General features: G+C 71.4%; 11 protein-coding genes. 6 read left to right on the plus strand and 5 right to left on the minus strand.

Features of this window, described 5'->3' with window-relative positions:
* Nucleotides 1-139 precede the first annotated feature (139 nt).
* The 3 genes from ybaK to BT98_RS0114160 all read left to right on the plus strand — a co-directional run bounded on the left by ybaK (nucleotide 140) and on the right by BT98_RS0114160 (nucleotide 2,143).
* Nucleotides 140-613 carry a Cys-tRNA(Pro) deacylase gene (ybaK, locus tag BT98_RS0114150; protein WP_019461231.1) on the plus strand — a complete coding sequence of 158 codons (474 nt, stop codon included), beginning with the start codon at nucleotides 140-142 and terminating at the stop codon, nucleotides 611-613.
* A 140-nt stretch (nucleotides 614-753) separates the two neighbouring features.
* A complete protein-coding gene (fdxA, locus tag BT98_RS0114155; protein WP_019461230.1) occupies nucleotides 754-1,086 on the plus strand; it encodes a ferredoxin FdxA in 333 nt (110 codons plus the stop codon).
* 397 nt (nucleotides 1,087-1,483) lie between these two features.
* Complete coding sequence (locus BT98_RS0114160) at nucleotides 1,484-2,143, plus strand: CarD family transcriptional regulator (protein ID WP_019461229.1); 660 nt, start codon at nucleotides 1,484-1,486, stop codon at nucleotides 2,141-2,143.
* Between the two features lie 115 nt (nucleotides 2,144-2,258).
* On the opposite strand, the gene BT98_RS0114165 is transcribed toward BT98_RS0114160, so the two are convergent.
* The 3 genes from BT98_RS0114165 to BT98_RS0114175 form a co-directional block, all read right to left on the minus strand.
* Nucleotides 2,259-3,059, minus strand: coding sequence for a Bax inhibitor-1/YccA family protein (locus BT98_RS0114165; RefSeq protein WP_019461228.1), 801 nt, complete (start codon nucleotides 3,057-3,059; stop codon nucleotides 2,259-2,261).
* A 956-nt stretch (nucleotides 3,060-4,015) separates the two neighbouring features.
* Nucleotides 4,016-5,509, minus strand: a complete 1,494-nt coding sequence (locus tag BT98_RS0114170) for an amidase (protein WP_019461227.1) — start codon at nucleotides 5,507-5,509, stop codon at nucleotides 4,016-4,018.
* Nucleotides 5,510-5,814: 305 nt separating this feature from the next.
* Nucleotides 5,815-6,867, minus strand: coding sequence for a class I SAM-dependent methyltransferase (locus tag BT98_RS0114175; RefSeq protein ID WP_019461226.1), 1,053 nt, complete (start codon nucleotides 6,865-6,867; stop codon nucleotides 5,815-5,817).
* Nucleotides 6,868-7,160: 293 nt separating this feature from the next.
* Between BT98_RS0114175 and BT98_RS0114180 the strand changes: the two genes are divergently transcribed.
* The gene (locus BT98_RS0114180) at nucleotides 7,161-8,636 is read left to right on the plus strand and encodes an amidase (protein WP_026033208.1); all 1,476 of its coding nucleotides are present in this window, start codon (nucleotides 7,161-7,163) and stop codon (nucleotides 8,634-8,636) included.
* Nucleotides 8,637-8,686: 50 nt separating this feature from the next.
* Here the strand turns inward: BT98_RS0114180 and BT98_RS0114185 are convergent, their stop codons facing one another.
* Nucleotides 8,687-11,317, minus strand: a complete 2,631-nt coding sequence (locus BT98_RS0114185; RefSeq protein WP_019461224.1) for an ABC transporter permease — start codon at nucleotides 11,315-11,317, stop codon at nucleotides 8,687-8,689.
* Nucleotides 11,314-12,114: an ABC transporter ATP-binding protein gene (locus BT98_RS24445; protein WP_237719370.1), complete on the minus strand. Its 801-nt coding sequence runs from the start codon at nucleotides 12,112-12,114 to the stop codon at nucleotides 11,314-11,316. The genes BT98_RS0114185 and BT98_RS24445 overlap by 4 nt, the downstream gene beginning before the upstream one ends.
* Here BT98_RS24445 and BT98_RS0114195 point away from each other — a divergent pair.
* Together BT98_RS0114195 and thpR are read left to right on the plus strand one after the other, a co-directional pair.
* Nucleotides 12,104-12,814, plus strand: a complete 711-nt coding sequence (locus tag BT98_RS0114195; RefSeq protein ID WP_202801198.1) for an arylesterase — start codon at nucleotides 12,104-12,106, stop codon at nucleotides 12,812-12,814. The genes BT98_RS24445 and BT98_RS0114195 overlap by 11 nt on opposite strands.
* 118 nt (nucleotides 12,815-12,932) lie before the next feature.
* Nucleotides 12,933-13,469 (plus strand): RNA 2',3'-cyclic phosphodiesterase, encoded by a 537-nt coding sequence (gene thpR, locus BT98_RS0114200; protein WP_026033206.1) that lies wholly within the window; start codon nucleotides 12,933-12,935, stop codon nucleotides 13,467-13,469.
* Nucleotides 13,470-13,518: the final 49 nt, after the last annotated feature.

Here is a 13,518-nt window from a genome sequence, read left to right on the forward strand (position 1 = left end):
CGGGGGCGGCGCGCCCTCCCCGGGAGATCGTGGGGACAGGGCTTCGTCCCGCGCCCTGCCATGTTCCGTCCTGGTGGCCTAGGCTTGCCCGCAGGCCGCGCGGCCCCTGCCGCCGGCGTCATCCTGCCGGATCGGGCCCATGTCCAACGCCACTCCCGCCACCCGCTTCCTCGACAAGGCCGGTATCGCCTATGAGCGCCGGCACTACGACTACGCCCCGGGGGCGGAACGCATCGGGCTCCAGGCGGCGGAGGCCATCGGCGAGCCGCCGTCGCGCGTGCTGAAGACCCTGCTGGCCCGCGTGGATGGCAGGCCGGTCTGCGTGCTGCTGCCTTCGGACCGTGAGGCGAGCATGAAGCGCCTCGCCGCCGGCTTCGGCGGGAAATCGGCCGGGATGATGCCGCCCGGGGAGGCGGAGCGCCTCACCGGCTACCATGTCGGCGGCATCAGCCCCTTCGGCCAGCGGCGCCGCCTGCCCACGGCGATCGAGGAGGCCGCCATGGCCGAGCCCTATGTCTTCGTGAATGGCGGCCAGCGCGGCCTGCAGCTACGCCTGGCCCCGGCGGAGGCCCGCGACGCGCTGGAGGCCATCGCCCTGCCCCTGGTGGCCTGATGCCGCCGCCGGGCAGGGGAACCGTCCCCACGGGGCAGACCGGCGGCATGAACGGCTTGCCGGAACGCCCCGTTCGCGCCATGTGACGCCGGAACTTTCGCCAGCGTGCCGGAAGAGATACCGGACAGGAGACTGCCGCAGTGACCTACGTCGTCACCGAGAACTGCATCCGCTGCAAGTACATGGACTGCGTCGAGGTGTGTCCCGTGGACTGCTTCTACGTCGGCGAGAACTTCCTTGTCATCCATCCGGATGAGTGCATCGACTGCGGCGTCTGCGAACCGGAATGCCCGGCGGAGGCGATCCTGCCGGACAGCGACGATCGCGCGACCGCCTGGGCCGAGGTCAACCGCACCTATGCCCAGCAATGGCCCAACATCACCCGCAAGGGCGAGGCGCCGGCGGATGCGGAGGAATGGAACGGCAAGCCGGACAAGGCCGGCCTGCTGAGCCCCAACCCCGGCAAGCCCTGAGGCCTCTCCGGCGGCAGGCCCTTCTGCCCGCCGCCCTTCCGGTGGTCCTCCGCCGGGAAGACCCCTGCCGCCGTCCGTCGGGCCAGCCCCGGCGGCGGATGCCCCGCATGTGACGAGCAGCGGATTTTCTGGTATGGGGCCGCTCGTTTTCGGTCAAGGCATCCCCAATCTCCCGTGGCCGGCCCGTTCCGCCGCCCGGTCGGTTCCGTTCGAGCAGGGCGGGACCAGGGGAAGGACATGGCCCGATCCGGAGAAGGCAGCCCTCGCCGCGGGGCCGCGTTCATCCGCACTGGAGGTAGAGAATGAAGGCTCCCGCGCAAGCGCCAGCCCCCATCGTCATCCCCGGGGCCGCCCCCGGCGTCGCATCCGGATGGGACCAGCAGGGGAGTGTCCGTGCATGAGCGCCGATCCGAAGCCGGAAGAGACCATGGCCGACGCCGCCCCCGCCCCGGCTCCCGAGGCCCGGGCCGAGGAAAGCCAGGCCAACTCCGTTCCCAGCGGCCCGATCCGCCCCGCCCCGCCGCCCAAGCCGCTCGGCAACCAGGGCAAGGACTTCAAGGCGGGCGACCATGTCGTCTATCCAACCCATGGCGTGGGCCAGGTGCAGGGCATCGAGGAAGTGCCTGTCGCCGGCACGACCCTGAAGGTGATCGTGATCACTTTCGAGGAGAACCGGATGACGCTGAAGGTGCCGATGGCCAAGGCTCCTTCCTCCGGCCTGCGCAAGCTCGCCTCGCCGAAGGTGATGGACGAGGCCATGGCGACGCTGCGCGGCAAGGCCCGCATCAAGCGCACCATGTGGTCGCGCCGCGCCCAGGAATACGAGCAGAAGATCAACAGCGGCGATCCGATCGCCATTGCCGAAGTGGTGCGCGACCTGCACCGCAACGCCGGCCAGCCGGACCAGTCCTTCTCCGAGCGGCAGATCTACGAGCTGGCGCTGGACCGCTTGGCCATGGAGGTCGCGGCGCGGGACAGCACCGACAAGATCAAGGCCACGGTGAAGCTGATGGAGCACCTGAACAAGGCTGACAAGAGCGCCGACAAGGGGGAGTGATCCCCCTTCCCTTCCGGCCACGGGATGCGGACGGCGGATATGGAAAAGGCCCCGGGGATCGCTCCCCGGGGCCTCTTGTCGTTCCGGCCCCCGTCCGGGCGGGGGCCGGGGCGGATCAGTTGGACTGGTTCCGCACGCCCATGAACTGCAGCATGAACTGGAACAGGTTCACGAAGTTCAGGTAGAGGCCCAGCGCGTCGAAGACGGAACGCTTGGCGGCCTCGTCGCTGCCCTCAGCATAGGCGAACTCGATGTAGTCCGCCTTGATGCGCTGCGTGTCGTAGGCGGTCAGTCCGGTGAAGATCAGCACGCCCAGGACGCTGATGGCGAACTGCAGCGCCGTGGAGCCGACGAACATGTTGACCAGCCCGGCGATGATGATGCCGATCAGGCCCATCATCAGGAAGCTGCCCATGCGGGTCAGGTCGCGGTTGGTGGTGTAGCCGTAGAGGCTGACCGCCGCGAACATGCCGGCCGTCACGAAGAAGGTCGTGGCGATCGAGGTGCCCGCGTAGATGACGAAGAGGTTCGCCATGCTGGCGCCCATCGCCGCGGCGAAGGCCCAGAACAGCGCCTGCACCGTCGTCTTCTGCATGCGGTTCACGCCGAAGGACAGCACCAGCACGAAGGCCAGCGGCGCCAGGATCGCGGCCCAGCCCAGCAGCGTGGGCTGCGTGACAAGGTAGCCGGACTGGGTGCGGCCCACGGTGTAGAAGGCCTGGGACAGCGCGGTGTTCGCGATGACATAGGCGACGACGCCGGTCAGCGCGAGGCCGGAGGCCATCCAGTTATAGACCCGCAGCATATAGGCGCGGAGCCCGGCATCCAGGACGGCGGCATCCGTGCTCGCCCGCCCCAGAGGCTGGGTCCACGCCGAGCCGCCGGTCGTGAAGCGGTTGTCGGGACGCAGTGCCATGGTGTGTTTAGGACTCCTCCTAGCGGGAATGAGGTTTGGGCCATCCCCGCAGTCACGGGACTATATGGACATTCTGTAATGCGGATCAATGGGCGAGAACGGCCCGGCCCCTCGGGCCGCCTCGCGCCAGGAGCCGCGATCGGATTCCGCCCCTTCCTTCTCCCGGCAGGGACCGGTGATATGGGGCGGCACACGACACATCCCAGCAGGATAACACGATCCCGCCGTTTCCGGCCGGATATCGCGCGGGCCGGGAATCGCCCCGAAGGAAAGAGCCTGCACCAAGCGCCCGGGCCTGAAAGACCATATCGGGAACGCACCGCGCCAGGACGCCACTCTCTTCGCCGGAACCCGCCGGTCCGAACCGGGACATGCCGATGCACCTCCTCTTCCCCAAGGGAATCTCCAGGGGCGTACCTGGGGAAGATGATGCGCTGATGGAGGAAGGACCATGGGCTTTCCGTGTCCTGCGGATTGCAAATGGTGACGGACTGGCACCTGGGGCGCCAGGACGCCCAGAATTCAGCCGATCCGCGCCGGTTTCGCCCCCTCGCCGGATGCCGGGAGCCTTGCCGCCGGCTGTGACAGTGGAACGCGGCCCCGCGCTCTCGCACGCATGGACCATGTCGTCGCGGGCGGTGGTTCCGGTGGCCTCGCGGCTTCGCCTGGCAGCGGCGCGACCGCGGCTGTCGCTCCCCAGGTCGTATCGGCCCAGCCGCTTCCCCAGACCTCGTCGGCCGGCTCCGTTCCCTGCCAGGGGTAACAGGCCGAAGCGCGATGCGTGAGCCTGAACATGGATGTGCCATCCAAAATATCTTTTGTTGTCTCTTTAATGATATTCTGGTGTCACGTCATGTCCTGTTTTCATAAAGCGCGCCCCTCGGCCGCTTTCTCGGGCAAAGTGGCCGGATGGAAGCGGGGCCGGAGGAAGCCTCCTCTCCGGCCCTCAGCCTGCCTCAGCCGAAGCCCATGAAGCCCGGGCTCTCGCGCAGCGGCACGGCGGCCTTGAGCTTCGCCAGGTCCGGCACCGGCCGGGCGGTGCGCGGGTCCCCGGCCAGCAGCCGCTCCAGCGCCGCCGCGACGGCCAGCACCTTCGCATCGCCGCCGCGCGGCCCGACGATCTGCAGGCCGAACGGCATGCCCCTGTGGTCCAGCCCCACCGGCAGCGAGATGGCCGGATGCCCGACCAGGGTCGCCGCATAGGCGAGCGCCAGCCAGTGGAAATAGGTCCGGGTCGGCACCCCGTCGATCTCGGCCGGGTAGAGCTCGGTCCAGGGGCGCGGGCTGAGCGTGACGGCCGGGGCCAGGATCACGTCATGGCTCTCGAAGAAGCCCTGCCAGCTCTTGTACATCGCCATCTGCAGCTTCATCGCCCGCACCACGTCGAGGGCGCTGTAGCCCAGCCCTTCCTCTACATTCGCGCGGACATTGGGGCCGACCTGGTCCGGCGTGTCGCGCACCTTCTCATGGAAGCCCGCGAGGAAGGACAGCGCGCGCAGCACCTCGAAGGACTCGTCGGCCCCGGCGCAGTCCGGCGTGGTGTCCTCCGCCCGGGCGAAGACATGGCGGAACAGGCCGGTCTTCTCGGCGAAGACCGCGCGGATGTGCTTCTCGGTCGGGGCGAAGCCGAAATCCGGCGTCAGCGCCACGCGCAGCGAGGCGAGGTCCACCGCCCCCGGCACGGCGAAATCCTCCGGGCGGCGGACCTGTCGGCCCTCGATGGTGGTGGCCAGCGGGTCGCCGGCATCGTCGCCGACCATGGTGGAGAGCAGCAGGCAGAGATCCGGCACGGTGCGCGCCATCGGCCCGAGCACGCCGAGCGCGGCCCAGCCCAGCGGCTTCTTCTCGTTCGGCACCAGGCCCGGCGTCGGGCGGAAGCCGACGATGCCATTATAGGCGGCCGGGTTGCGCAGCGAGCCGCCGGTGTCGGAGCCGGTGGCGACGGGCACCATGCCGCAGGCCAGCGCCACGCCCGAGCCGCCGGAGGAGCCCGCCGCCGAAAGCGACGGGTCGAAGGGATTACCCGTCGCGCCATAGACCCCGTTGCGCGTATTGGCGCCGGCGCCCCATTCCGGCGTGTTGGTCTTGCCGAGCACGATCGCCCCCGCCTTGCGGGTATGGGCGACGATCAGCTGGTCCTTCTCCGGCACATGGTCGCGGAACAACGTGCTGCCATAGGTGGTGCGCAGTCCCGCCACATCCTCCAGGTCCTTCACGCCGATGGGCAGGCCGTGCAGCGCGGGCAGCACATCGCCGCGCGCCACCGCCGCATCGGCCTCCTTCGCCGCCGCGCGGGCGCGGCCGTAGTCGCGCGCCACCATGGCGTTCACCGCGTGATCCACCGCCTCGATGCGGGCGATGCAGCTTTCCAGCAGCTCGGAGGCGGAAAGCTTCTTCCCGCCGATCAGGGCGCGCGCCTCGACGGCGGAGAGATCACAGGGTTCGGTCATCGGTGGTTCCTCGAAGTGGGGCGCCGGTGGCGCCGGACCTGCCGCAAGCAGCCGTCATGGCAGCGGCCGGCGCGGAGCCGAAGCCGGGCGCCTCGGGCCCGCGCAGGTTGGAAGCAGCGGGGCCACCGCACAAGAGCCCGGGGAGAAAGGGGACGGCATGACGCGGTGGTGCCGGCCGCCCGCGGCCTGGCCGTTTCCGCCGGGCCCTGGCGCTCCTGATGCCCCGGGGCTGCGGGCGCCCGTTCCCGGAGCCGGTCGCATCCGGGACGGGACTGCGCCGAACCCGGCGGAACGTGGCAGGGGCCCTACGGGCGCGCCTCGATGACCATGCTAAACGGCGTCTCCACCGCCCTGCGCACGGTGCCGAAGCCGCCTTGCCTGATGGCACCGGAAATGCGGGCGAACCCCGCCTGCGCGCCGAGGGCCGCGCCCACCGGCTGGTCGAGCGAGGTCGGCACGCAGATCATGGTCGAAGCCGCGTAGTAGAGGCGGCCCACCGGGTTCAGGTTCTCCTCCAGCCGGTCGCCCGCCCGCGGCTCGACCACCATCCAGCAGCCTTCCGGCTGCAGCGACCGGAGCACGTGCCGGGCCGCCCCGGCCGGGTCGCCCATGTCGTGCAGGCAGTCGAAGAAGGTCACGAGGTCGAGGTCCCGGCCCGGGAAGTCACTGGCCAGCGCGACCTCGAACCGCGTGTTGGCCGTCACGCCATGTTCCTCCGCATGGCGCCGGGCCTGTTCCACCGAGCCCGGATGGAAGTCGTATCCGGTAAAGCGGGAATTCGGGAATGCCCTGGCCATCAGGATCGTGGAGAAGCCATGGCCGCAGCCGACATCGGCGACCGCCGCCCCGCGCTCCAGCTTCGCCACGACATCCCCGAGCGCGGGCAGCCAGGACGCCACGAGGTCGCGCTGATAGGCGGGGCGGAAGAAGCGCCCGACGGCGCAGAACAGGCAGGGCGCCTGCCCTCCCCAGCCGACGCCCTTGCCGCTGCGGAACGCGCTCTCCACCAGCGGCTCGTTGTCCATCAGCGCGGCCGCCATGTCGAAGCCGCCCTGCATGAAGAGCGGCCCCTCGGAGTCGGCGAGGAGCATCGCCTGCTCCGGCGGCAGGGTGAAGCGTCCGCTGCCGGGATCGTAGGACAGATAGCCGGAGGCCGCCTGATGCGAGAGCCATTCCCGGGCATAGCGTTCGGCCACGCCCGCCTCCGCCGCCAGCTCGGCCGGGGTCATGGGTCCCCGGGCCTGGAGCGCCTTGTAGAGGCCCAGCCGGTCGCCGAGACGGACGAGTGCCACGCTGCAGGCACCGCCGAGATCGCCGAGCATCTGGCCTATCACCTGGTGAAGCTTCGTCTCGTCCATGCTGCCTGTTCCTCCCATGCATCCATGTCCCGTTCGCGGCACCGGGCCAGCGCGTCGCGGGATCGGAAGCCGGGCCGGGCATGGCATGTCGCGACGATGGCCATCCGCCGTCCCGTCCGCGAACCGGGGAAGAGTTCCCGGCGGACCGTGCATCCGTCCGGCCCGCCGCGGCAAGTTAATTTCGAAATCGAACCTATATTGTGCCGCCATCCGTCGCCAGCCTTCCTTCGTCGCGGCCTTGACCCCGGATGCCTCTCACCTAGGCTCGCGGCGCATTTTCGTTGGGACGCGACATGACGCTGGCGATGGGCTGGGACGAATGGGCGAAGCATGACGCGGTGGCGCTGGCCAATCGCGTCCGGGCCGGCGAGGTGAGCGCGGCCGAACTCGCCGCCCAGGTCGCCGCCGGCATCGCCAAGGTGAACCCCGCGCTCGGCGCCGTGGTCGAGGTCTTCGAGGATCTCGTCGCCGAGCCCTTCCGGGACGGCACCTCCCCGGATGGCCCCTTCGCCGGCGTGCCCTATCTGATGAAGGATCTCGGCCCCACCCTGAAGGGCCGGTTGCAGGAGATGGGCTCGCATCTCATGCAGGGGAACCGGGCGCAGGCGGACAGCTTCCTCGCCGGGCAGATCCGCCGCGCCGGGCTGAACATCCTGGGGCGCACCACCACGCCCGAATTCGGCTGCTGCTCCGCCGCCGAGAACCCGGCGATGTATGTGACGCGCAATCCCTGGAACACGGGCTACACCACCAACGGCTCCTCCGCCGGCACGGCGGCGGCGGTGGCGGCGGGGGTGCTGCCGATCTCGCATGCCACGGATGGCGGCGGCTCGATCCGCATCCCGGCGGGCGCCACCGGCAATATCGGGCTGAAGCCCTCGCGCGGCGTCTTCTCCATCGCGCCCTATGCCTCGGACCTGACCGGCCTCGTCTCCATCCAGGGCTGCCACAGCCGCACGGTGCGCGACACGGCGCTCTTCGTCGATGCCTGCCGCGGCGGCGCGCCGGGCGAGTTCATGCCCTACTGGAAGGCGGACGAGGCCTATTCGGCGCTGATCCGGCGCGACCCGAAGCCGCTGCGCATCGCGCTGTCGCATGAATGGGGCGACTACCGCGCGGTGCCGCATTTCGTGGCGGAGCTGGAGCGCGCGGGCCGCCTGCTGGAAAGCCTGGGCCACCATGTCGAATGGGCGCTGCCGCGGGTGGATTTCCGCGCCGCCTTCGCCGCGCAGACCACCTGCTACGTCAGCAACTTCGCGCAGACCGTGAACAACCTGATCGCGCCGCTCGGGCTGGACCGCCCGCCGGCGGACAAGGTGGAGCCGATCAACATCCGCATCTGGGAGGCGGGCATCGGCACCAGCTTCACCGAGCGGGCGCGGATGCAGGCGGTGTTCAACAGCACCTCCCGCGCCTTCGGAGAGTTCTTCGAGGAATGGGACATCATCCTCACCCCGATCACCGCCCTGCCGACACCAGTGATCGGCACCACCGAATACCTGACGATCAGCGACAATCCGGATGTCTATGACTGGTTCGGCAATCTCTGGCGCAACTTCGCCTATACGCCGCTCTCCAACCTCTGCGGCATCCCGGCGATCTCCCTGCCCCTCGCCTGGCAGGAAAGCGGGTTGCCGCTCGGCATCCAGGCGCAGACGCGGCAGGCGGGCGACGGGCTGCTGCTGCAACTGGCGGCGCAGGTCGAGCGCGCCATCGGCGGGCGCTGGAACGACGGGAAGCGCCCCGGCGTGCATGTGACGGCGGGCTGAGGCGGCCGGGGCCCTGGGACGGGCACCGCCTCGCCCCGGGGCCATTCGGCCTACTCGTTCCGCAGCAGCGGCGCCGGGCGCACCCGCAGCGCCAGCGCGGTGCCGACCCAGCCCATGCCGAGGGTGAGCACGGCGCAGCCCAGCACGGTCAGCAGCAGCGTGCCGGGCAGGAAGACCCAGTCCATGCGCATCACGAAGCGCACCACGCCCCAGGAGGCGAGCGTCCCGGCCGCCGCCGCGATCAGCCCCGCCGTCACGCCCAGCAGGCCGAATTCCACCAGCCAGGCATTGCGGATCTGCGCCCGGGTGGCGCCCAGCGTCTTGAGCACCACCGCGTCGCGGATGCGCCGCGCCTGCCCCGCCGCCACCGCGCCCGCCAGCACCAGTGCCCCGGCGACCAGCGTCAGCGCCGCCGTGGATGTCATGGCCATGGCGAGCTGCCCGAGCGTCTCGCGCAGCGCGTCCAGCGCCTCCCGCACGCTGATGCCGGTGACGTTGGGGAAGGTGTCGGTCACGGCGCGCAGGATGCCGCCCTCGGCGGCCTGGTCGGCGCGGATCGTGGCGATATGCGTGTGCGGCGCGGATTCCAGCAGGCCGGGCGAGGCGACCAGGGCGAAGTTCAGCCCGAGGCCGCGCCACTCGATGTCGCGCAGCGAGGCGATGCGGAATTCCAGGTCGCGGCCCAGGATGTTCAGCGTCACCGTATCGCCCAGCCCGACGCCCCAGCCGCGCGCGAGGTTGGCGTCGAGCGAGACCAGCGGCGGCCCCTTGTAGTCCGGCGCCCACCATTGCCCGGCGGTGAGGCGCGTGCCTTCCGGCGGCGTCGCGGCATAGGTCAGGCCGCGGTCGCCGCGCAGGGCCCAGGCGGAATCCTCGCTGACCTGGAGCTGTTCCACCGGGATGCCCTTCACCGCCACGATGCGGGCGCGCAGCGAGGGCACGCGCTGTTCCTCGTGCACGCCCGGCAGGCCCTGCACCAGCGCGTCGAAGCGCTGCGCCTGGTCGTTCTGGATGTCGATGAAGAAGAAGCTCGGCGCGCCGTTCGGGATCTGCTCGGTGATCTGGCGGCGCAGGTTGCCCTCGATCAGCGCCACCGCCGCCAGGGTGGTGAGGCCGATGCCCAGCGAGACCAGCATCAGCGCGGTCGGCGCACCGGGGCGGTGCAGGTTGGCGAGGCCCAGCCGGATCTCGGGGCGCCGTACCGTGCGGAAGCGGCGCGCGGCCGCCTGGAGCGCCCAGGCGCCGATCCGGAACAGCCCCAGCGTCGCCGCGGCGCCCAGGCAGAACCAGAGGGCGAAGAGCTTCTGCTCGGAGCTGAACACGACCAGCGCCACCAGCAGGACGACCACGGCCGCGTTCACCAGCAGCAGCCACAGGCGCGGGCGCCCGGCCGCCGGCTGCACGGCGTCGCGGAACAGGGCCGCGCCGGGGATCTCCCGCGCCCGTCCCAGCGGCCAGAGCGAGAAGGCCAGCGCCGCCAGCAGCCCATAGACCGCCGCCAGCAGCAGCGGCAGCGGATAGAAGCCGAAGCGTGGCGGCACCGGCAGCACACCGGCCAGGGCCTGCGCCGCCAGCCAGGTCAGCCCCATGCCGCCCAGCAGGCCGATCGCGATCCCCAGCGCCGACAGCACCAGGAGCTGCAGCAGGTAGGTGGCGAAGATCACCCGCGCCGGGGCGCCCAGGCAGCGCAGCGTGGCGATGGTCCGCGCGCGCCGGTCCAGCCAGGCGCGCACGCCGGTCGCCACCCCGATGCCGCCGACCAGCAGGGCCGTCAGCCCGGCCAGGGTGAGGAAGGAGGCGGCATTGTCCACGAAGCGCCCCACGCCCGGGGCGCCGTCCGAGGCGTCGCGGATGCGCCAGCCGCTGTCGGCGAAGCCCTGGGCACGCAGGGCTGCGGTGAAGCGCGCCTCCTCCGTCCCGGACGGCAGGCGCAGGCGGTAGGCATAGGTCACCAGCGATCCCGGCTGGATCAGCTCCGTCGCCGGCAGGGCGGCGAGCGGAACGATGGCGCGCGGCCCGAACTGGAAGGCGCTGGCCACCTTGTCGGGCTCGGAGGCCACGGTGCCGCGCAGCACGAAGCGGGCCTCACCGATCCGCACCGTGTCGCCCACCCTCATTCCCAGCCGGTCGAGCACCAGACGGTCCAGCGCCAGGGGCCAGCGGCCCTCCGCGTCGGGCCGGTCGCCCAGGGGGCCGGGCGGGTCCAGCTCCAGCGTGCCATAGAGCGGATAGGTCCCGTCCACCGCCTTCAGCTCCACCAGCGAGCGATCGGTGCCGGAGCGCGGCTCCGTGTCCGGTCCCGTGGGTGCCACGCCGCCACCTTCACCGCGCGGGGCCACCGCCATGGCGCGCATGGAGACCACCTCGCTGACCCGCGCGCCTTGCGCCTCCAGCCAGCGTCGCCCTTCCTCCGGCATCGGGCGCTGCGAGGCCCGGACCTCCAGGTCGCCACCCAGGAGGCGCGCGCCATCGGCCGCCAGCCCGGTTTCCACGGCGGCGCGCAGCGTGCCGACGGCGGCGATGGCGGCCACGCCCAGCGCGAGGCAGGCGAGCACGATCCGCAGCCCCTTCACCCCGCCGCGCAGCTCCCGCCGCGCCAGGCGCCAGGCCAGGGCCAAGGTGCCGGCGGAGGGAGCGCTCCCGGCCAGGGCGGCGCGCTCCGGGAAGGCCGAGGCGCTCATGCCGAGGGCGATCCCGCCACGCCGAGGTCAAGCCCCGCCCCGGCGCGTGCGCCAGCCCCGGAGATCGTGGAATGCCGCCCATCCCCGGCGCCGGTGTCGGACACGATCCGCCCATCCTCGATGCGCACCTGCCGCTCGCAGCGATCCGCCAGGGCGGGATCGTGGGTGATCAGCACCAGCGTCGTGCCGAGGCGCCGGCGCAGGCCGAAAAGCAGCTCCATCACCGCCTCCCCGGTCGCGCGGTCGAGGTTGCCGGTCGGCTCGTCGGCCAGGAGCAGCGCGGGTTCCCCCACGAAGGCCCGCGCCAGGGCCACGCGCTGCTGCTCGCCGCCCGAGAGCTGGCCGGGATAGTGGTCGAGACGGTGGCCGAGCCCGACCTCGCGCAGCGCAGCCTCCGCGCGCTCAAAGGCATCGCGCCGCCCGGCGAATTCCAGCGGCACGGCCACGTTCTCCCGCGCCGTCATGGTGGGCACGAGGTGGAAGGCCTGGAAGACGATGCCGATCCGGTCCCGCCGCAGCCGCGCCAGCGCATCCTCGTCCAGCGCGCCAAGGTCCTGGCCCGCGACGCACAGCGTGCCGGAGCTCGCGCGCTCCAGCCCCGCCAGCAGCATCAGCAGCGAGGTCTTGCCGGAGCCGGAGGGACCGACGATGCCCACCGCCTCCCCCGCCCGGATGGCGAGATCCAGCCCCTTGAGGATGTTGACCGGTCCGCCGCTGGCAACCACGTTGAAGGTCACGCGCTGCGCCTCGATGAGAGGTCCGGCGGGGGGCGAGGAGGAGGTCATCATGTCCGGCATCGCCCAGAGATTGTCCCGGCGCGCTGCGCTGCACAGGGGGCTCACCCGTTTCGCATTGTGTCTGGCCGCGCCCATGGCGCTGCCGCTCCTGGCCGCCCAGCCGGCCCGGGCGGCGGCGAAGCCCATCAAGCTGTTGATGTTGGGCGATTCCATCACCGCCGCCTATGGCCTGTCGCGGGAGGATGGGCTGCCCGCGCAGCTCCAGGCGGCGTTGTCGCGGCCGGACCGTCCGGTCCAGGTGATCGACGCCGGCGTGTCCGGCGACACCACGGCCGGGGGGCGCTCCCGGCTCGACTGGGCGCTGGCCGATTCGCCGGATGCGGTGATCGTGGCGCTGGGCGGCAATGACGGGCTGCGCGGGATCGAGCCCCGGGACACCGAGGCCAATCTCGCCGCCATCCTCGACGCGCTGAAGGTACGCAAGGTCCCCGCCCTGCTGGCGGGCATGCTGGCGCCGCCCAATCTCGGCGCCGATTACGGGCGGGAGTTCTCCAGCGTCTTCGCCCGGCTGGCCAAGGCGCATCCGGAGGCGGTGTTCTACCCCTTCCTGCTGGATGGCGTGGCCGGGGACCCGGCCCTGAACCAGGTCGACCGCATCCACCCGAACCCTCAGGGGGTGAAGGTGCTGGTGGCGAGGATGCGGCCCGCGGTGGAGGCGCTGATCGCGCGGATTCCCACCGGCCCTTCCGGCGAAGGCTGAGGGAGAGGGAGGGAGACCGGGCAGCCAGCCGCCGAGACCGACGCACCAGATGCCGCCGCGGGGCCGCCGAGGCTCGCGCACGACCACCATCCCGACGCCATGGGGGCTTTCCGATCCGATGTTGCGACTGTTTGTGGCTCTCGCCCTGCCCGAATTGCTGCGCGACCAGCTTGCCGGCCTCGCCGGCGGTATCCCCGGGGCGAAATGGGTGCCGCCCGGCAACTACCACCTGACCCTGCGCTTCATCGGCGCCATCGAGCGCTGGCGGGCCGAGGAGGTGGACGAGGCGCTCGCCGCCATCCGCGCCCGCCCCTTCGACCTGTCGCTCTGCGGCGTCGGCACCTTCGAGAAGGCCGGGCGAATCCAGAGCCTCTGGGTCGGGGTGGAGCGCACCGAGGCGCTGTCGCACCTCCAGGCCAAGGTGGAGACCGCCCTGCAGCGCGTGGGGCTGGAGCCGGAGCGCCGCCGCTTCGCACCGCACATCACCCTGGCGCGGGTGGACCGGGCGGAGGTGCCGAAGCTCGTCTCCTATGTCCAGGCGCACAACCTGTTCCGCGCCCCGCCGGTGCGGATGGAGCAGTTCACGCTCTTCTCCTCACTGCTCGGCAAGGAGCACTCGGTCTATACGCCGGAAGTGGAGTACGCCCTGGCCTGAGCGGCGCGCCCACCGCAGCGTGACCTCGGGCCCGCTTGACGGGCGGCGA

Origin of the sequence: Roseomonas mucosa ATCC BAA-692, assembly GCF_000622225.1 — a bacterium.
Lineage (GTDB): Bacteria > Pseudomonadota > Alphaproteobacteria > Acetobacterales > Acetobacteraceae > Roseomonas > Roseomonas mucosa.

Coding starts and splice junctions, on each gene's coding strand:
- BT98_RS0114180 (WP_026033208.1), top strand. CDS start 7,161: ATGACGCTGGCGATGGGCTGGGACGAATGGGCGAAGCATGACGCGGTG.
- BT98_RS0114160 (WP_019461229.1), top strand. CDS start 1,484: ATGAGCGCCGATCCGAAGCCGGAAGAGACCATGGCCGACGCCGCCCCC.
- ybaK (WP_019461231.1), top strand. CDS start 140: ATGTCCAACGCCACTCCCGCCACCCGCTTCCTCGACAAGGCCGGTATC.
- thpR (WP_026033206.1), top strand. CDS start 12,933: ATGTTGCGACTGTTTGTGGCTCTCGCCCTGCCCGAATTGCTGCGCGAC.
- BT98_RS0114185 (WP_019461224.1), bottom strand. CDS start 11,317: ATGAGCGCCTCGGCCTTCCCGGAGCGCGCCGCCCTGGCCGGGAGCGCT.
- BT98_RS0114195 (WP_202801198.1), top strand. CDS start 12,104: ATGTCCGGCATCGCCCAGAGATTGTCCCGGCGCGCTGCGCTGCACAGG.
- BT98_RS0114170 (WP_019461227.1), bottom strand. CDS start 5,509: ATGACCGAACCCTGTGATCTCTCCGCCGTCGAGGCGCGCGCCCTGATC.
- BT98_RS24445 (WP_237719370.1), bottom strand. CDS start 12,114: ATGCCGGACATGATGACCTCCTCCTCGCCCCCCGCCGGACCTCTCATC.
- BT98_RS0114165 (WP_019461228.1), bottom strand. CDS start 3,059: ATGGCACTGCGTCCCGACAACCGCTTCACGACCGGCGGCTCGGCGTGG.
- BT98_RS0114175 (WP_019461226.1), bottom strand. CDS start 6,867: ATGGACGAGACGAAGCTTCACCAGGTGATAGGCCAGATGCTCGGCGAT.